Origin of the sequence: Ekhidna sp. (genome assembly GCF_965221965.1) — a bacterium.
Lineage (GTDB): Bacteria > Bacteroidota > Bacteroidia > Cytophagales > Cyclobacteriaceae > Ekhidna.
Genome location: NZ_OZ244926.1, coordinates 198,144 through 217,386, shown reverse-complemented (window position 1 = coordinate 217,386; position 19,243 = coordinate 198,144). Strand labels below are relative to the sequence as shown.

General features: G+C 41.9%; 20 protein-coding genes. 8 read left to right on the top strand and 12 right to left on the bottom strand.

Annotated features, from left to right (window positions below; translation table 11 throughout):
- The first annotated feature begins 1 nt into the window (after position 1).
- Both kbl and ACOQON_RS01095 read left to right on the top strand, forming a co-directional pair.
- Complete coding sequence (gene kbl, locus ACOQON_RS01100; RefSeq protein WP_420577086.1) at positions 2–1,189, top strand: glycine C-acetyltransferase; 1,188 nt, start codon at positions 2–4, stop codon at positions 1,187–1,189.
- Complete coding sequence (locus ACOQON_RS01095) at positions 1,186–1,782, top strand: porin family protein (RefSeq protein WP_420577085.1); 597 nt, start codon at positions 1,186–1,188, stop codon at positions 1,780–1,782. Before kbl ends, ACOQON_RS01095 begins: the two co-directional genes overlap by 4 nt.
- On the opposite strand, the gene cdaA is transcribed toward ACOQON_RS01095, so the two are convergent.
- A complete protein-coding gene (gene cdaA / locus ACOQON_RS01090; RefSeq protein WP_420577084.1) occupies positions 1,779–2,654 on the bottom strand; it encodes a diadenylate cyclase CdaA in 876 nt (291 codons plus the stop codon). The genes ACOQON_RS01095 and cdaA overlap by 4 nt on opposite strands.
- Positions 2,651–3,448, bottom strand: coding sequence for a dihydropteroate synthase (folP, locus tag ACOQON_RS01085; protein WP_420577083.1), 798 nt, complete (start codon positions 3,446–3,448; stop codon positions 2,651–2,653). The genes cdaA and folP overlap by 4 nt, the downstream gene beginning before the upstream one ends.
- A 133-nt stretch (positions 3,449–3,581) precedes the next feature.
- Here folP and ACOQON_RS01080 point away from each other — a divergent pair, with 133 nt between their 5' ends.
- The 3 genes from ACOQON_RS01080 to ACOQON_RS01070 are packed head-to-tail and all read left to right on the top strand — an operon-like array spanning position 3,582 to position 5,737.
- Entirely contained in the window at positions 3,582–4,130 is a 549-nt protein-coding gene (locus ACOQON_RS01080) for a DUF1599 domain-containing protein (protein ID WP_420577082.1), read from the top strand.
- The gene (locus ACOQON_RS01075) at positions 4,127–5,218 is read left to right on the top strand and encodes a BT_3928 family protein (RefSeq protein WP_420577081.1); all 1,092 of its coding nucleotides are present in this window, start codon (positions 4,127–4,129) and stop codon (positions 5,216–5,218) included. Before ACOQON_RS01080 ends, ACOQON_RS01075 begins: the two co-directional genes overlap by 4 nt.
- Before the next feature lie 36 nt (positions 5,219–5,254).
- Complete coding sequence (locus tag ACOQON_RS01070) at positions 5,255–5,737, top strand: shikimate kinase (RefSeq protein WP_420577080.1); 483 nt, start codon at positions 5,255–5,257, stop codon at positions 5,735–5,737.
- Here ACOQON_RS01070 and ACOQON_RS01065 read toward each other — a convergent pair.
- Both ACOQON_RS01065 and ACOQON_RS01060 read right to left on the bottom strand, forming a co-directional pair.
- Entirely contained in the window at positions 5,734–7,248 is a 1,515-nt protein-coding gene (locus tag ACOQON_RS01065; RefSeq protein WP_420577079.1) for an OmpP1/FadL family transporter, read from the bottom strand. The two genes, ACOQON_RS01070 and ACOQON_RS01065, sit on opposite strands and share 4 nt — an antisense overlap.
- Positions 7,249–7,265: 17 nt before the next feature.
- Positions 7,266–8,489: a hypothetical protein gene (locus ACOQON_RS01060; RefSeq protein ID WP_420577078.1), complete on the bottom strand. Its 1,224-nt coding sequence runs from the start codon at positions 8,487–8,489 to the stop codon at positions 7,266–7,268.
- A 126-nt stretch (positions 8,490–8,615) separates the two neighbouring features.
- Here ACOQON_RS01060 and proS point away from each other — a divergent pair, with 126 nt between their 5' ends.
- From proS to floA, 3 genes are read left to right on the top strand one after another with little or no spacing between them, the layout of a single operon-like run.
- On the top strand, positions 8,616–10,085 hold the full coding sequence (proS, locus tag ACOQON_RS01055) for a proline--tRNA ligase (protein WP_420577077.1): 1,470 nt from the start codon (positions 8,616–8,618) through the stop codon (positions 10,083–10,085).
- Positions 10,085–10,555, top strand: a complete 471-nt coding sequence (locus tag ACOQON_RS01050; RefSeq protein ID WP_420577076.1) for an NfeD family protein — start codon at positions 10,085–10,087, stop codon at positions 10,553–10,555. The genes proS and ACOQON_RS01050 overlap by 1 nt, the downstream gene beginning before the upstream one ends.
- 4 nt (positions 10,556–10,559) lie before the next feature.
- A complete protein-coding gene (floA, locus tag ACOQON_RS01045) occupies positions 10,560–11,600 on the top strand; it encodes a flotillin-like protein FloA (protein ID WP_420577075.1) in 1,041 nt (346 codons plus the stop codon).
- Between the two features lie 101 nt (positions 11,601–11,701).
- Here the strand turns inward: floA and ACOQON_RS01040 are convergent, their stop codons facing one another.
- The 8 genes from ACOQON_RS01040 to ACOQON_RS01005 form a co-directional block, all read right to left on the bottom strand.
- The gene (locus ACOQON_RS01040; protein ID WP_420577074.1) at positions 11,702–12,259 is read right to left on the bottom strand and encodes a YfiT family bacillithiol transferase; all 558 of its coding nucleotides are present in this window, start codon (positions 12,257–12,259) and stop codon (positions 11,702–11,704) included.
- A 7-nt stretch (positions 12,260–12,266) separates the two neighbouring features.
- Positions 12,267–12,776 carry a DUF2480 family protein gene (locus tag ACOQON_RS01035; protein ID WP_420577073.1) on the bottom strand — a complete coding sequence of 170 codons (510 nt, stop codon included), beginning with the start codon at positions 12,774–12,776 and terminating at the stop codon, positions 12,267–12,269.
- Positions 12,777–12,779: 3 nt separating this feature from the next.
- Positions 12,780–13,460 (bottom strand): tRNA (adenosine(37)-N6)-threonylcarbamoyltransferase complex dimerization subunit type 1 TsaB, encoded by a 681-nt coding sequence (tsaB, locus tag ACOQON_RS01030; RefSeq protein ID WP_420577072.1) that lies wholly within the window; start codon positions 13,458–13,460, stop codon positions 12,780–12,782.
- Positions 13,461–15,119 (bottom strand): S41 family peptidase, encoded by a 1,659-nt coding sequence (locus tag ACOQON_RS01025; RefSeq protein ID WP_420577071.1) that lies wholly within the window; start codon positions 15,117–15,119, stop codon positions 13,461–13,463.
- Positions 15,112–15,504 carry a ribonuclease P protein component gene (rnpA, locus tag ACOQON_RS01020; protein WP_420577070.1) on the bottom strand — a complete coding sequence of 131 codons (393 nt, stop codon included), beginning with the start codon at positions 15,502–15,504 and terminating at the stop codon, positions 15,112–15,114. Before rnpA ends, ACOQON_RS01025 begins: the two co-directional genes overlap by 8 nt.
- Before the next feature lie 11 nt (positions 15,505–15,515).
- Positions 15,516–15,671 (bottom strand): 50S ribosomal protein L34, encoded by a 156-nt coding sequence (rpmH, locus tag ACOQON_RS01015; RefSeq protein ID WP_420577069.1) that lies wholly within the window; start codon positions 15,669–15,671, stop codon positions 15,516–15,518.
- Between the two features lie 88 nt (positions 15,672–15,759).
- The gene (locus ACOQON_RS01010; protein WP_420577068.1) at positions 15,760–17,829 is read right to left on the bottom strand and encodes a M16 family metallopeptidase; all 2,070 of its coding nucleotides are present in this window, start codon (positions 17,827–17,829) and stop codon (positions 15,760–15,762) included.
- Positions 17,830–17,853: 24 nt separating this feature from the next.
- On the bottom strand, positions 17,854–19,203 hold the full coding sequence (locus ACOQON_RS01005; protein ID WP_420577067.1) for a M16 family metallopeptidase: 1,350 nt from the start codon (positions 19,201–19,203) through the stop codon (positions 17,854–17,856).
- Positions 19,204–19,243: the final 40 nt, after the last annotated feature.

Here is a 19,243-nt window from a genome sequence, read left to right as displayed (position 1 = left end):
CATGTACAAATCACTGAAGCCGCGACTAGAGAAAGAAATCGAAGAGATCAAAGATGCCGGACTATATAAAAGAGAGCGAATCATTGCTTCTCCTCAAGCAGCAGATATCGTGTTGGAGGATGGATCGAAAGTAATCAACTTTTGTGCAAATAATTACCTCGGACTCTCCTCTCACCCAAAGGTTGTTGAGGCAGCAAAAGCCACCATCGATACACATGGTTTTGGCATGTCCTCAGTTCGATTTATCTGCGGAACACAAGACATTCACAAGGAACTTGAGCGAAAAATCTCCGAGTTTTTGGGTATGGAAGACACCATCCTTTATGCAGCTGCATTTGATGCGAATGGCGGTGTGTTCGAACCTCTATTGGGACCAGAAGATGCGATCATCTCAGATTCCCTTAATCATGCATCGATCATTGATGGAGTCAGGCTATGTAAAGCTCAGCGTTACCGATACAAAAACAACGACATGGCTGATCTGGAAGAGCAGCTGAAAGCGGCCTCCGGTGCTAAAGTGAAAATCATTGTCACTGATGGAGTCTTCTCTATGGACGGTACCATAGCGCAGCTTGATAAAATCTGTGACCTGGCCGATAAATATGACGCGCTTGTAATGACTGACGAGTGCCACTCGACCGGATTTATTGGTAAAACCGGACGAGGTGTACACGAATACAGAAATTGCATGGACCGAGTAGATATTATCACAGGAACACTGGGTAAAGCACTCGGAGGTGCGTCCGGCGGATTTACTGCAGCCAAAAAAGAGATTGTAGACATTTTACGTCAGCGATCACGGCCCTATTTATTTTCAAACACCTTGGCACCATCGATTGTGGGTGCATCGATCGCAGTAATCGATATGCTGAGCGAGACAACAGAGCTTCGAGATAAACTGGAGGACAATACCAAATATTTTAGAGAGCAGATGACACAGGCAGGTTTTGACATTAAGCCGGGTGAACATCCAATTGTACCTGTCATGCTTTACGATGCGAAGCTTTCACAACAAATGGCAGATAAGCTGTTGGAAAGAGGGATTTATGTGATTGGATTCTACTATCCGGTGGTACCAAAGGAGCAAGCACGAATCCGGGTACAAGTTTCAGCTGTACATGATCGTGAACACCTGGATAAGGCGATACAAGCATTTACTGAGGTAGGTAAGGAATTGGGGGTCATATGAGAAAACTATTCTTCCTAGCTGGCCTTTTGTTTTTATGTGTCCAGTTAAATGGACAAACATTTGATTATGGTGTTAAAGCCGGAATCAATTATTCAAAACATCTATCAGAAGAGAAAATTGAAATTTCAACAAGTAGGCGACCATTATTCACTTTTGGATTCCAATCGAGATTGAATTTCAACTCGAACATCGGATCAAAACTGGAGTTTGTTTTTTCGCAAGCAGGGACAAACTATAAAGGAATTGGAGGGTATGTAACCTTAAATAGGGTTGCAGTTCCTCTCCTTGTTCAGCTAAAAATTCACGAAAAACTATTTATTGGAGTAGGTGGTGAGTTTAGTGAAATTCATTGGGTTAACTCAAACCTAGGGTTTGATAAAAGTCTTTATGAGAAAAACGACTATGGATTGCTATTTGGTTTGGAATATGAATTAGAAAACAATCTCAGCATTGATTTGCGATACTACCACGGATTACTATATCACAATGAAATTGTGCTTTATGATGAAAATGCCAACGAAATTGGAAGCGTCAATAATGACAAAGTGAGTTTGTTTTCTCTTACAATCAATTATTACTTAAAAAGAAATTAAGCCACCTCTTCTTTTACCTCCACACGAGGCTCTTCTTTCTTCACTTTTTCTTTCTCCTTCTCTTTCTTCAGCTCTTTCGGTTCGTTGAGGTATTTATTGATTTGTCTTCTAAGTTCCTGGGCAGAGATATTATGGAAGACTTCACCGTTTTGCATGGCTGAAATTTGCCCTGTTTCCTCAGAAACTACGATGATAAAGGTTTCAGTATTTTCTGACATCCCAAGTCCTGCTCTGTGTCTAAGTCCATACTGTGCAGGCACATCACGTTCAGTGACAGGCAAAATACAACGAGCTGCTACAATCCGATCTTTGTGGATTATCACCGCACCATCATGCAATGGGCTGTATTTATTAAAAATGGCTAGTAAGAGTCTTTTGGAAAGCAGGCTATCCATTTCATCACCTGATTCGGCGTAGAATTTGAGCGGAGAGTCCTCGGAAAGCACAATAAGCGCTCCAGTATTGGATCCGGCAAGAGATTTTACTGCTTCAACGATTGGTGTAATATTAGCTCTCCGGGCCTTTCCATTTTGGGTCCAGAAGCGAAGGGTTTTTAGCAAATTTCGCTCTTCGAAAATATTTGTACGCCCAACAAGCAATAGAAATTTTCTTATTTCCTGCTGAAAGAGAATGATTACTGCCAACACTCCAACGCCCATAAACTGCCCGAGAATGGTACTCAACAATTCCATCTGAAGGGCATTGACCACCAGGTAAATCAGATAGATGGAGAGGAAGCCAACGAACACTTTAATCGCTACACTGCCCTTCATCAACTTGTACACCTGAGCCAATAGAAATGTAACCAGAAGTATATCCAGGATATCTTTCCAGCCTATATCTAAAAACCCTATTTGAAATGCTAAAATCAACTCAGTTCATTTACAAGTTTTATCGCCTCTACAGCTTCTTTTACATCATGTACGCGCAAAATTTGTGCGCCTTTTAACAAAGCTACGGTATTTAACACCGTTGTGCCATTCAAAGCTTCCTCAGCGGTCGAATTAAGTGTTCGGTAGATCATGGACTTGCGTGAAATGCCAACCAGCACTGGCCGATCAAGGTGGTGAAAATGATCCAGTTTGTTTAACAGATCAAAACTTTGTTCGGCGGTTTTTGCAAATCCAAACCCCGGGTCTATTATGACATCCCTTATGCCTAACCGGTTGCAATCATGAAGCACCGATGAAAAATATTTCACCACCTCATGAAGCAGGTCGTCATACTTAGTCAACTCCTTCATGTTCTGTGGAGTTCCACGCATGTGCATCGCAATGTATGGAACACCCATATCAGCCACTGTAGAAAGCATAGATTCATCAAGGTGACCGGCTGAAATATCATTGACCATTGATGCTCCGGTCTCCACCGCTTTCCTTGCTACCTCTGATCGAAACGTATCGATGGAGATATTGGCTTCAGGAAATCGATCGATGATGGTTTTGATCGGATCAATGACTCTGCTTATCTCTTCCTCTACTGAAATATCAGTAGCTCCCGGTCTTGAAGAATACCCACCAATATCCAAAAAAGTAGCTCCTTCTTCCAGCATTTTTTCGGTAGTCTGAAGGATTGCATCCATGTCAATTTTTCTACTTCCACTAAAAAATGAATCAGGGGTGACATTGATAATTCCCATCACTTTGGGTGATGAAAGATCAATCATTTCTCCTCGAATATTGATGCTATGTTTGGGGCTCAATGGATTAGTTTTGTTGTTTTAAGTCTACAGACGACAGTCGATAGCCGACAGTCACTACAAATCTAATCTGTGGACTAAGTACTGACGACTGTTGACTATGAAAATTGAAACTGAACAGCAATACAAGGAAATCATTTCGGCGTGCAAGGAGATTTTTGAAAAGAAAACCAAGGATTACGGTACAGCATGGCGAATACTAAGACTTCCATCCATTACGGATCAAATTTTTATTAAAGCACAACGCATCCGTTCTATCCAGGAAAAGGGAGAGAACAAAGTAGGTGAGGATATTAGCAATGAGTTTATTGGGATCATCAACTATTGTATTATTGCTATCATCCAAATGAAACTGAATGGAACCGAAGGCATGGAAATCCCATTCGAAAAGCTGGAGCCTATGTATGATAAGGTTGCTGACGACACGAGAAATTTACTTTCAGCTAAAAATCACGACTATGGGGAGGCCTGGCGTGACATGCGGGTGAGCTCCATGACAGATATTATCCTGATGAAACTGATGCGTGTGAAACAAATCGAAGATAATGCAGGTAAAACATTGATCTCAGAAGGCATTGATGCCAATTATCAGGACATGATCAATTATTCGGTTTTTTGTTTGATCAAATTGAAAGAAGAGCAATCATGAAAATCATCAAAGAATTTGCACGATATGCCGTTGGGGCATTGTTCATTTTTTCCGGAATCATCAAAGTAAATGACCCTGTAGGAACGGCTATCAAGCTGGAAGAATATTTTCAGGTCTTTGCAGCTGATATCGCACCGTTCTTTGAGTGGTTTGTTCCGGCAGCCTTATTTCTAAGTGTGGTTCTGAGTGTACTTGAGGTAGTTCTAGGTGTGGCGCTGATCATTGGCTACCGCATACGAATCACCGCATGGGTTCTACTGGCCATGATTGTATTTTTTACATTCCTCACATTCTATTCCGCCTATTTCAACAAAGTGACTGATTGTGGATGCTTTGGGGATGCAATAAAGTTGACACCATGGCAATCGTTCTATAAAGACATCATTCTTTTAGTCTTAATCGGAGTGATCTTCTGGAAGAGGGATGATTACCAACCATGGCTTAGCCCTCAATTCGGAGCGATAAAGGTTATAGGTGTTACTGTCTTCATGACCATCATTGCCATTTATGCAATTCAGCATTTGCCATTCATTGATTTCAGAGCCTATAAAGTAGGCAATCACCTCCCATCGCTAATGAAAAACTCTGAGCCATTGAAATACCTATACATCATGGAAAAAGATGGTGAAACGTATGAATTTGAAACGTATCCTTCTGAGGGAGGCTATGAATATATTGATGCTAAACTGATGAATCCAGAAGCTGCCGCCAAAATCACTGACCTGAATGTGTGGCAGGGGGACGATGACTATACCAGTGAATTGATGAATGGAACCAAACTCGTGATCATCATTCATCAGGTTGAAAAAACTTCGCTAGATGAGATTGATCGGTTAAGGAATCTCACCATTCAAAATCCACGTTTTCAAACATGGGTACTGACTTCTTCAGGTTACGAGAAGTTTGAAGCTTTCCGACATCAGCATCAACTGGCAGCACCCTATTTCTTTGCTGATGCAACCGTACTTAAAACGATGGTTCGTTCTAATCCCGGTGTATTGCTTTTGAAAGAAGGAACGGTGCTCGCCAAGTGGCATTACAATGACACGCCACTTGCTGATGATGTTATTGAAGTATTGAATCATTAGATCAAACTTTTGAGGTCTGATCATCAAATCCGTCCAATGAAAAACCTCAAAGGCCTAAATAAGATTTTTCTGATTGGCTTACCGGGTGCCGGCAAAACCACGATGGGATTGGATCTGGCTGTTGATTTGGGGTTACAGTTCGTTGACTTGGATCAGGATATTGAGAAAGCCAATAAACAATCAGTGAGAGAAATTTTTGAAGAAAAAGGAGAAGCCCATTTTCGTCAATTGGAAAAACTTCATCTGGACAAAGTTTTGGATGAATTAGATGAATTTGTGATGGCGACCGGAGGAGGAACGCCTTGCTTTTTCAACAACCTGGAAACGATGAAAAGGGCTGGAGTTACCATATTCATCAATACTCCGATACAGCAAATCAACGAGCGATTAGAAAAAGACACCTCTCGTCCGTTGATGAAAACAGCTACACTCGAGGAGCTATTGGCCAAAAGAAAAGAATGGTACAGTCAAGCCGACCATACCATTCAGGAATACAAAGAACTGATTAAGCTTTTCTAGAAGTTCAGTCCGAATGTGACTGAAACAGTAGTATTTTGAACATCAGATGTCGCAACCGGCTGATCACTCGCAATGAAATACGGAACTGCCTGCTTTTGGTACATGCTGGAAACCACAGCAAAATCCACGAAGTAATCGACGGTGCGATAACCAAAACCAAAGGTCACGTTAGTTCGATCCTGCAGGGAAGAATCCTGAACCGGGTCGGGGAAGAATGCATATCCGGCACGTAATCGGAAACTATCAAAGCGATATTCACCACCAACACGTACATTCATCACTGGTTCATAAATGTTTTCAATATCATCATTATCCTGAGCCGTAGAAAAATCATTGGAATTGAGGCTTGCTCTGCTATAATCAATGAACTCGAGATCGCCGGATAAAAAGCCGTTTTTACCGACAAATAGAGCGGCCCCTACACCAACTTTTGAAGGTGTTCTTAATCGGTATTTGTTTACAAAAAGTGCACTTTGGTAGGGATCGATTGTGCCCAAATCATAGGTAGTTGTCTCCCCATCGACAGTTTCTGTATAAGAAGTTCCTGCCTCCCACTCCGCATCCAAATCCAGGTAGCTTTCTTCATCAATAGTCATGAAAGATGGCGAAGTGTAGCTCGCTCCCACAGTCAAGAAAGGCACAGGTCTGAAAATAGCGCCAACATTGAAGTTTATTCCTCTACCTCGTGCAGTAAGTTCATCATCTATAAAAATGGCATTTAATGAGTCCATTCCATCAATGAAATCAAACTCCTCATACGCCCGTTCACGCTTATAATTCAGAAGCTGCACACCCATGCCTCCTCCGAAATAGAAAATATCATCATAGTTTCCACCCCACGCAATATTCATCTGATAATGAGAGCCACGTTCAGCAATATTTTCCCGCTGTATTGGATATCCACCCACGAAAGAACCATAACCGTCGGTAATTGGCGTAATCAAAAACTGATCATAGGCGGCATATCCGAGTTCACTCAGCTCGTCAAGACTTGAGTTTCCAGCCTCTTGAAGAATATTGTCAATAATCGAATTGTAATCATTCGCTCCTTCATATGTCCGATTCAAGTGATAAGAGTTATTTCGACTCAAAGAGATCGCAAGAGATCCTCCTTTGAACTTATCATCAGTAAACCGACCTTTTCCAAAATTGATCACTGTCCCGATATTGGCAAAGTTGAAATTATTCCTAAATGTCTCCTCAGATCCTTGAGATTCAAAACCACTCCCTCTTACAATCCCAAACTCAGTGTCTGCATTGATGAAATCCAGAGAAGGAGTCACCACAAAAACACTTTTGTTAAAGAAGCCCAACCCTGCAGGGTTAGAAACCGCAGAGCTGATGTCTCCTCCCAGCGCAATCTGTGCTCCTGCAATCGACTGCATTCTGGCCGTACTTCCCAGGCTATAGTTTGTATTGCTAAAGCGATAGGCATCCTCGAAATACTGCGCATTGGATATAACTGAATATCCCAAAAAAGAAAATACGAGTAAGATTAAATGCTTTTTCATTTACGTCAATCCATTAATTAATTTCCGCCTCTTCTACCAGAGCTAGATCTTCCGGAAGAAGATCTTGACCCGGAGGATCTACTGGAAGAAGACCCTCTTGATCTACTTACTGAACCAGAGCTTCTGGAGGGACTGGAAGACCTGACAGAAGAACTTCTACTCCTACTTGATGCCGGTGGAGAATACGAACGGGTATTCGTTCTGCCACTAGGTCGCGCATAATTTGAATTCGTATTTGAACGACCAGAGTTATCAAACACGCTAGAACGTGAATTCGTTGTTCTGGAATTTACTGAACTGGATCCACGAGAAACTCCGGGATTGTATCGGCTGCTTCTAGATCTATTTAAATAATCAGCTTGCTGTCTGCTATAGCTTCTACTGTCATCCGATGCAATGGCTGATCCACGTCCTGAAGAAGATCGACTTTCTCGTGAGGATACAGACCCTCTGGATGGACGAGCGCCTCTTACCACATCTCTTCCTCTGCGACTGCCATTATCCACTATGTAAACAGGCCTTCTGTAATATGGAGGACACCATGCAGAACCATAGAATCCACCTCCCCAGCCCCAGCCATTCCAGGCCCAACTGTTCCAGCCCCAGCCGGCGTTCCAACCCCAGGCCGGTCCCCACATGTTGTAGTACCATGGATCCCAGAATGGATCATACCACGGATTTCCCCAGGCATTGCCATATGAAACAGACCAAAAACTTCCTCCCCAGCTATTTAAACCAAAACCAAATCTCCACCCGGGATTATTCCATCTGTTCCAGTTATTCCAATTGTCATTATAGTAGTTATTAATAATAACAGGCTGATTGTTAGGATTGTCATAATCCTCATAACTAGTCACTTGAGGATCACTATAATTAGGGTTTCGGTCAGTCCCATGTACATAGGCACTTTGTGAATTCTGAGATATGTAGTCTTCCTGCTTTTTCTCTGGCTCATAGTAATCAAGTGATTCCTGACTCACATCCATAGTAGGATTGGCTTCCTGGAATTGACGACCTAAAAAGCTGCTCGCCTCCACTTCTTCAGCAGGTGGCTCATAAAACAGCGACTCGTCAGACTCAGTTTGAGTTTCATAAGAAGGATAAGACATATCCACCTTCTTTTTCTTCTGCTTCTTGCGATCTTCTTTGGTATAGTATAGATCGTCGTATTCCTGACCGAAAGCCCCGATCAATAAAATACTGAAGATGGTGGCTAAAAAGATTTTTACATACTGTCTCATAACTCCTCCTTTTTTTATTTAACGATCTCCAGGGCTTCTCTGTTCTACTCCTCCGCTATATTTGCGTCCCCTAGAAAATCTTGTTTACTAAAGGAGCAAACTCCATACCAAAAGAAATAAAAGTACATGGCAAAAGCGATCCCTTCACGTTCTGAAGACTACTCACTCTGGTATAATGAATTGGTAAAAAAGGCCGGATTAGCAGAAAATTCTCCGGTTAGAGGCTGTATGGTCATCAAACCTTATGGTTTTGCCATCTGGGAAAAAATGCAGCAAACGCTGGATCGGATGTTTAAGGATACCGGACACGAAAATGCTTATTTCCCGCTTTTGATCCCCAAATCATTTTTAAGCAAAGAGGCTGACCATGTGGAAGGTTTTGCTAAGGAGTGTGCTGTCGTAACTCATTATCGACTTAAAAATGACGAGGATGGCAGAGGAGTCGTGGTGGATCCTGAAGCACGGCTGGAAGAAGAGCTTATCATCCGTCCTACTTCCGAAACAGTGATTTGGGACTCGTACAAAAACTGGATCCAATCTTACAGAGACCTTCCAATTCTTGTAAATCAATGGGCCAATGTGATGCGCTGGGAAATGCGTACTCGTTTATTCCTGAGAACTGCAGAATTCCTTTGGCAGGAAGGACATACTGCTCACGCAACTAAACAGGAGGCCATTGACGAAACCCACCAGATGCTGAATGTATATGCCACATTTGCCGAGGAATTTATGGCCATGCCGGTAATCAAAGGCGTGAAAACAGAAAGCGAGCGATTCGCCGGAGCAGTGGATACCTATTGTATCGAAGCAATGATGCAGGACGGTAAAGCACTACAGGCCGGAACTTCACACTTCCTGGGTCAAAATTTCGCTAAGGCCTTTGACGTGAAGTTTGCTACGAAGGAAGGGAAAGAAGAATTGGTTTGGGGAACTTCATGGGGAGTAAGTACTCGATTGATGGGCGCCTTGATCATGGCACACTCAGATGATGACGGCTTAGTCCTTCCACCAAAGCTTGCTCCAATTCAGGTGGTCATTGTTCCCATTTATTTCAAGGATGAAGATCTAGAAAAAATCAAGGAAGTTGTAGAGCCAATCCTTGCTGACCTGAAAGCAAAAGGCATTTCTGTCAAATTTGATACAAGAGATACGCACAAGCCGGGATGGAAATTCGCTGAATATGAATTGAAAGGGGTGCCAGTCCGAATGGCCATAGGACCGAAAGATCTGGAAAAAGGAACAGTGGAGATTGCCCGGAGGGACACCAAAGAAAAATCTTTCCATCCGATTGATGGAGCTGTGGACCATGTGGCTCAGCTACTTGAGGATATCCAGGAAAATATTTACACCAAAGCAAAGAATTTCCGTGAGGAAAATACCAGAGAAGCAGATACTTACGATGAATTTAAGAAGTTAGTAGAGGAAGGATTTGTCTACGCCCATTGGGATGGCACTGCTGAAACGGAGGAGAAGATTAAAGAGGAGACCAAAGCAACGATTCGCTGTATTCCCCTGGATCAGAAAAAGGAAGATGGAAAGTGTATCTTTACCGGAAAGCCTTCAAAGGGCAAGGTGTTATTTGCTAAAGCATATTGATGGAGTGGTTGATCATTATCGGATTAATGTTATTAGGCACGTTTTTAATCGTTGCTGAAATCATTTTTGTTCCAGGCACCACCGTGGTGGGAATTCTAGGTTTCATATTTTCAGCCTATTGTATCTATCTGGGGTATGATTACTTCGGTCCTACAACCGGAACATTGATATTGATAGGAGGTTTAATCCTAAATGTCGTTGCATTGGTTATCGCTTTTAAGGGTCGCTCATGGGAGCGATTCTCACTGAAAGGCACGATGACCGGAAAATATAATGACGACTATAAATTTGATATTAAAGTAGGTGATAAAGGAACCACGATCTCATCACTAAAGCCCATCGGAAAAGCCATCTTCAAGGATCACGAAATAGAAGTGAGATCCAATGGTGGTTATGTCGATGAAAATATAGAAATTGAGGTCTTGAGAATTGAGTCATCAAGAATTTTTGTACAACCTGTAAAAAACTAAAATCATGGGTAGCAGTGTAATGCTCATTTTACTTGTAGTAGGTGGGATTATTCTCTTTTTTATATTCCTCTACTTTGTTCCGGTCAACCTCTGGATCACAGCTATTTTCTCCGGGGTTCGCGTAGGTCTTTTGGAGTTGGTATTTATGCGAATCAGAAAGGTGCCACCGTCGATTGTGGTAAATTCTCTGATCACCGCAACAAAGGCGGGACTTACTATTCAGGAAACTGCCGATAGCCCTCCAAGACCGCTGAAAACACAAGAACTGGAAACACACTACCTGGCAGGTGGTAACGTACCGCAAGTAATCAAAGCATTGATCTCTGCTGACAAAGCAAACATTAGCCTGACATTTAAACAGGCTACTGCCATTGACCTGGCAGGACGAGATGTATTTGAAGCGGTTCAAATATCAGTAAATCCCAAAGTAATCAATACTCCTTCGGTTGCGGCGGTTGCAGCTGATGGTATTCAGCTTGTGGCAAAAGCACGAGTGACCGTTCGGGCCAACATCCAGCAGCTTGTTGGAGGTGCCGGAGAGGACACCATCCTTGCACGTGTAGGGGAAGGTATCGTTACTTCCATTGGTTCTGCTGCCACTCACAAAGAAGTGTTGGAGAATCCTGACAAGATATCGAAGCTCGTTCTCCAGAGAGGTTTGGATGCAGGTACTGCATTTGAAATCCTTTCCATTGATATAGCAGACGTGGATGTAGGAGCAAACATTGGTGCGAAACTACAAACAGATCAGGCATCTGCAGACCTGAAAGTGGCAGAGGCTAAGGCAGAGGAAAGAAGAGCTATGGCAGTTGCCGAAGAGCAGGAGATGGTAGCTAAAGCACAAGAGGCAAGAGCGAAAGTGATCCTTGCTGAAGCTGAGGTTCCTAAAGCATTGGCTGAAGCTTTCAGAAGCGGAAATCTTGGTGTGATGGACTATTACAAGTTCCAGAATATTGAAGCCGATACTGATATGAGAAGTTCGATCGCAGGCTCAGGAAAGAAAAAAGGAGGGGGTTCCAAAGGATCTTCCAGCAAGAAAGATTAAATCATAACTAACCTAAAAAGAGAGCCCTTCGGAGAAATCTGAGGGGCTTTTTTATTTCCTTATTGTTGAAAATCCTCCGCTAGTAGTGGTCGGAGAACCTTTTACTCGCTCACCTTTTCAGGTGTGAACTCCCCTTCAAGTTCGATGGCTTGCCTGATATGAGCTAAGTGATGCTTGCAGTGCCAATCGTATAGGCCAAGCATCCATTCCAGCGTGAATTGTTTGTCATGTTCCGGATGGAAATACGTCCGCTTTTTATGCTCATCTTTCAGCGACTTTAGTAAAATCACCCAACGCTTATGAAGACCTTCCAGAATCTCAATCGAATCCATAATCTCCTCATTATCCGCATCAGCAGTTTTAGCCCAGGCTGCTTCATCGTAAGGTTTAATCGTTGGATTGTCCTCTGTGAGTACCAGTTTAAAGCGAATTAAACTGTTCATGTGGCTATCAGCTAGATGATGTACCACTTGTTTGATGTTCCAGCTTCCGGGGCGATATTGAAGCTCAAGCTCATCGTATGAGAGATTCCCTACAAGCTTTTTCAACTTCTCCGGCATTGCTTCAATGGTAGCAATCCACTGATTGAATATATCTTCGGTGATTTCCGCTGGCGATTCATACTTACCAACAGGATATTTTAATACATCTAAATCCACAGTCAGGTTATTTTTTGCGTTTAAAGATAGGCACTGTGCTGCAAGGTTCACCATACATGAGGCTAGTAACCACAGGAAACAGCTTTTCGGTGATTTTGGTGTAAGCGTATTCAATATTCCTTACATCTCCACAGCCCTTTACTACCACCTTTTTTTCTTTTAGATCGAGATGAGCCATGCACTTTTCAATGGCCTGATCTATTAAAGCTTTTTCGATGGCCTCTTCATTTCCAAATGTCACCACATTAGCAAATTCTTTCACCTTGGTAACCAAAAGCATGTACGCCCAGGTAGGAACAATAGCATCGGCGGTGCAAATCAGTCCTACATTCTTATCTTGATAGACAGACCAGTCGTTTTCTTTGATGAAATCTCTAAAATCCTTTTCTCGTAAAATCAATCCTTCAAAAAGGGTATCCTTCACATCAAAAATGGCATACTCACCTTTATGAAGGTACTCTTCAAGATCGACTGAAACGAGTGGACTTTTAGCGACTCTGTTTACAATTTCTTCCATCGGTTACAACAACTGTTTTTTAGGCTTAGTAGTTCGCCATTCCTTTAGGTAATTGGGTTCAAAGTATGCGACATCCTCAAAATCCTGGGCATCAAACCTCTCCCGCGCTAACCTTCCCATATTTTTAGCTTCCGGGAAAATATCATCGATGAAAATCAAATTATCCTGATTGGATATCTCCCGAAATTTGGGCATTCCATCACCAAATAAGTAAAGCGGTTTGTCAAACTCTCCAAACGTGTTTTCATCCAAAATTTTTGGTTGAAGCTCCCAAATTATTTTCCCAGTCTGATCCTCTATCTGCGTATAAACTTCCATTCGTCTTGCATCCATCATGGGGCAAAGCAAATGATCGCCTAAAAATTTGCCGCGAACAGCTTCCGCTATTACATCTAATGAGGGAATGGCAATGAGGGGTTTATTTAATGTGTAGCAAATTCCTTTTGCATTGGTAACGCCAATTCTCAGACCTGTGTAAGAACCCGGACCAGAGGAAACCGCCACCGCATCCAAATCACTAAAAGTCATGTTTGCTTCCTTACATACCTCAAGACCAATCTCCGGCAAGAGGGAGGAGTGTGATTTTTCAACCTGATGATTTTGACTAGCCAGCAGCTCTCCATTCTTGTGGAGTGCTACTGAGCAAACCATTGTGGAGGTTTCTATGCTGAGAATTAATGCCAACTAGTTTGGGTTTAAAATAGACTTGTATTTCGCAGGATCATTTAAAACGGCAATGGCTGCCTGAACATCAGGGTCCTTTCCAAAGGTTGATTCTATTATGCCTCGTTCATAAAAATACCGCCCGGCAATTTCTTGTTCCAAAAGCATGACGATCTCCTCTTTGAACGTTTCAAGATCTCTTTCCTTGTTATGCTTAGTGGCTTGCTCCAGATTATCAAAATAGCTTTTTAGCTGTTTGTATTTCTTTTCTTCTTTCGCAATGTTTATGAGATTTTTAGTCTCCTTTTCAACCCGTGTGACATAGTCAAAATCGCGCCCTGAAAGCCACTTTTTGAAGTCCTCATATTCAGCATCTGTCAATCGGATTTCATCAGGTGAAGAAGGATTCATGCCTTCATTTTTATAAAAATATTCTGTCGCATAATAGAAGATGTGATCATCATTCATTAGGCGCTTCGTGATTGGAGCAAACTCTAACTTCTCAACTTCTACATCCGGATCAATACCACCACCATCGAATACTTTTCTTCCATTCAATGTGTAAAACTCATTTTTTAAGGAATCTGGGATTTTACCCACACTTCCATCCTCATTTCGATTGCTGTAATCAATAGCTTGAATGCATCGACCTGTTGGTGTGTAATACTTTGCTGTGGTTATTTTCACCACCGCATCATAGGATAATGGGCGTTCAATCTGAACAAGACCCTTGCCAAAAGTCTTCCGCCCGATTAAAACACCTCGATCGTAATCCTGCATCACACCGGAAACAATCTCAGATGCTGAAGCACTGCCATTATCTGTTAGCACCACTACAGGTATCTCTGGATCAACAGGATCATTTAGTGTTTTATACGTCCAGTCATTGGCTCTAACTTTCCCTTTTTGTGTTACAATTTTTTTTCCTTTTTCAACAAACACATTCGAGACATTCACCGCTTCATGTAGCAATCCGCCCGGGTTTCCACGAAGGTCAAGAATGATTTTTTCAGCTCCCTGCTCCATCAAATCCAGCAATTTAATTCCCACTGACCTTCCTACATTTTGTGTGAAACTCGTAAGCCTCACATATCCAATATCATCGCTAACCATGCCTGCATACGGCACACTATCAACAGCAATTTTCTCACGCTTCACATCCACATCAAACATCTCTTTTTGTCCAAATCGCTTAACCGTTAAAGTGATAGCTGAATTTGATTGTCCTTTCATCAGATATCTAACCTCTTCCTGCGTTTTACCTTCAAGTGGAATTCCATTAATCGCATGAATTTCATCACCGGCACGAAGACCTGCTTCGTGAGCAGCAAATCCTTCGTATGGCATCACGATGGTGCTAATTCCATCCTTTCGCTCGACAACAGCTCCAATGCCGGAATACTCACCTGTTGTCATCATACGATAGCTTTCGATATCATCAGCAGCTATGTAATTGGTGTATGGGTCCAGAGTCTCCAACATCTCATCAATTCCAGACTGCATGAGAGTTGTTGGGTTGACTTCATCCACGTAGTGCGTATTCACCTCTTTAAAAAGAGTTGCGAAAATATCAAGGTTCTTGAGTATTTCGAAGTACCGATCGGTCGGTGGCTTTACTGCGGCCACCAATAAAATCATGGCCAGAATCGAAGGCAGGATAATCTTAACTTTTCTACTCATGTGATTTATTCGTATTGCTAGTACCCAAACGTTCCAAACCCTTAATTAGTTGAGACTGGATGTTATCAAAGGTTAAAATCTCTTTTGAAAGATAAATGAAAGCAATGTAAAGAGCGGACTCGTTCTCTCCTTTATGGAGCAAATGCTTATTCAAGCGGTAAGCTTCCCGTATCCTTCGTTTAAGAAGATTTCGATCAACCGCTCTCTTGAAGTTCCGCTTAGGGACGGAAATGAGAATTTCATTGGGGCCGACAAGTTCAGATTGCAAGTGCCTGATTTGGAAACTGTCCAAATAAAAAGAGGAACCCTTTTTGAACAGTCCCTCAATTTTTTTCTTACCGGTAAGTCTTTCCTTTTTGGAAAAACTGTATTTAGAAAGGCCCATAGGCCATGGGTTTACTTCTTGTGGATTTCGTCAGAAACCGTAAGTCTCTTACGACCTTTAGCTCTTCTTCGTGAGATCACAGATTGCCCATTTACACTCTCCATTCTCTTTCTGAATCCGTGCTTGTTTTTCTTCTTTCTTACTGAAGGTTGAAATGTTCTTTTCATTGTCTTTTTCTTTCTCCCTTAAAAACGGAGGGCAAAGATAGATAAATCCTTGCCCTCTGTGCAAATTTTAAGAAAAATTAAATAGAAACTATTCCACTTTGAAAGTATCCTCCGCAATATCTTGGTTTACCAACACCTCAGATGCTTTCATCTCGATCTTCTGTGGACCCATTGTCTGTTTCAATGTATGTGGAAACATAACACCATTCACTTCTTTATAATCCAGATAGTCAACGGTTTGAGTAAACGCGCCTTGTGGTGTTTCTGTCGTTTTACTATATCTGGTTTTTAATCCAGTATTTGTGTTGAAATAAACTGTATAGTTGTTTCCTTTAGACAATTTAACATCTACGGCGTATGCATCGCTACCATTTACTTCCTCTATGGCAGACAGCTTCAATTCTGCGCCAAGTTCTTTTAAAGCTAGCTCACTAAAAAGGGCATTTGAAATCACTTGTTCTTCAATGGTTGCTTCATCTAGAGTAGGCTTATTCCCCATCTGAGCGATTGAAGCAGTCTGTCCATCAGAAACGCTGGACATCACAGTCATTCCTCCCATTCCTACACTAGTATTTGCTTTCATACCCTTTGCCATTATTTGGGTCATTTCAAGCTGCCTACCCATCATTTCTCCAGACATTTTAATAGTCACATTTTCAATTTTGCTGATTGCGTTCTCACCACCTAATGCTTCTTTATAATCAGCAATGACTTTATCTGCAGTCAGTCCATCTGGCAACTTAGCCAATGATGGATCCACCTCATTTCCATACGTATCGTAGTATGTCAGCGTGCCAAATTCTTTTAGCTTCTCTGAAACCTCACTGGCTTTACCCACCACATTGATGTAGGCCTTTTCAGGGCTGAGATATTTCTGCGCAGTAGCTTTTACATCTTCGATGGTAACCGCCTGTACTTTCTGAAGATACGTATTATAATAATCCTCAGGAAGGTCATAGATGGCAGTATTTAAGGCAAAATTTGCTACGGTTTGAGGTCTTTCCAGTGACTGGGAGAAACTACCTGAGATAGAATTCTTTGCTAGTTCAAGCTCCTCCTCAGTGATCTCACCATTTCTCATCTGCTCCATTTCATAGATCATCTGGACAATTGCACTATCAGTAACTTCATTTCGGACCTCAGCATTTGCGGTAAATCGAGAAACCAACTCATCAGAAGAAAGTGAAGAGCGACTTCCATAGGTGTATCCTTTGTCCTCTCTCAGATTCATATTTAGCTTACCTGAGAATCCACCACCCAGGATTTGATTCATTACCCTCACCTTTATTTCATCCTCAGAACCTACCTCCAGTTTTACCGGGTAAGTAATGTTAATCACTGATTGCACTGAAGCCGACCGATTCACTAAACTAACCTCGGTTTTTTCCGGTGCCTGAGGCATCTCAAAGGTTGGCGTTGGCACTTCGCCTTGCTCCCAACTTCCGAAGTATGTTTTCACCATTTTCTTCATTTGCTTCGAATCCACATCACCCACAATCGCCAAATAAGAAATATTCGGTTTAAAGAAAGTCGAATGATAATTTTTCAAATCTTCAACTGAGATATTGTTTGTTGTCTCCTCAGTCTGGATCTCACCATAGGGGTGATCTTTTCCATAAACAATGGCCTGATTTAGATTTCCTGCAATAGCATTCGGATCATCCTTGGCTGAAGCCAGTCCTGAAAGAGTCTGCTTTCTGATTTTCTCCAGTTCTTCTTCAGGAAAGGTTGGATTGAAAGCCACATCAGTCATCAGTTCCATAATTTTTTCCTGATATTTCGAAAGACCCGATGCAAACACATTCGTTGACCCAGCGAAAACTGAAGCACCAATAAAATCAATCTCCTCATCCAACTGCTCTTTGTTTCGGGTCTCCGTTCCACGCATCATCATCTGACCAACCATGCTTAGGTATCCAACTTTTTCTTCTTCCAAAAGTGGTTCACGATCTACCAAAAGATTGAAACTCACTCTTGGAAGTTTGTGGTTCTCGATGATAAAAACTTTCAGTCCATTCTTCAATTCGAATGTTTCATATTCCCCAATGTTGATGGGTCTTGGGGTTGCCGGTTCTGGCAATTTGCTCCGATCCACCTGTGCAAAAGCACCTACTATTCCGATGGTCAGAACGAGGGTAAGTATATTTCTTAAGTTCATAATTTCTTTGCTTTTAAAATAGGTTTATTGATCGTCTAGTTTTTCATCCTCCGGCTTCTGCTGAGCAGATTTAGGCAGGTAGTACAGCGTTACCCGATTATCCGGAGTGAGGTATTTCTTTGCCACTCGCTTGATGTCCTCTTTCGTCACCGCCATGTAGCGGTCGATTTCACTATTGATCAAATTGGCATCACCATAATAAACATGGTAGTCTGCCAGGCTTTCAGCAATTCCTCTAACTGTGCTATTTGAGCTCACAAAATTGTTCTCAATTTGATTTTGTAGTTTTTGGAATTCTCTATCACTGATATCCTCGTTCTTAACCCGCTCAATCTCAGCCATCATCGCCTCCTCGAGTTCTTCTGGAGTATTCCCTACGTTAACAAGACCAAGAGAAACAAAAAGACCTCCATCTTCCAAGGCAAAAGGAAATGAGCCTACAAAAGCTGCAATCTGCTTCTCATCAACAATCTCTTTTTGGAATCTCGAACTTTGCCCACCTGAAAGGAGTGTTGTTAGCATTTGCATTGCATAGTAATCATCCGATCCCTGCTCTGCCATTCGATACGCCTGGAATACGCCAGGAAGCTGCACATTGTCAAATACTTCTTCTCTTACTTCACCTCCTAAATCAGGTGCTTCAATTTCCGGACGAGGAATTTCTTTCGTCCCTTTAGGGATTTCAGAAAAATATTTCTCAACCAGCTTTTTTGTTTCTTCGATCTGGATATCTCCAGCGATCGATAGAGTAGCATTATTTGGCACATAGAAGGTCTCGAAAAAATCTTTGAAGTCTTCTTCTGTGGCATTATCGATATCTTCAAAAGAGCCAATTGGCGTCCATGAATAAGGGGTGCCTTCATATGCTTTTCCAAAAATTTTCTCCTGGAAAGACATATAAGGTTGGTTATCAATTCGAGTTCTTTTTTCCTCTTTTACTACTTCCTTCTGCGTAGCTACGCCAGTACTATCGATCTTGGCATGAAGCATCCTCTCTGATTCCATGTAAAGACCTAGCTCCAGCTGATGTGAAGGAAGTGTTTCATAATAAAAGGTTCTATCGAAAGAAGTATTTGCATTCAACTGACCACCTGCATTTTGAATGATTTTGAAGAATTCTCCTCTTGGAATATTGGGAGATCCCTCAAACATGAGGTGCTCAAAGAAGTGAGCAAAGCCCGTTCTACCGTCCGGTTCATTTTTTGAACCAACATGGTATAGAACAGCTACATTAACAATAGGAGTGGAATTGTCCTGATGCAGGATCACATGTAATCCATTGTCCAGGTCATACTCCACAAAATCAATTCGCCGCTCCTGAGCCAATGCTCCGAAAACTGCGAACAACAGGATTAAGATTAGGGTATTTCGCATATTTAGTTTGGTTTTACAATTAGTACAAATACAATATTAA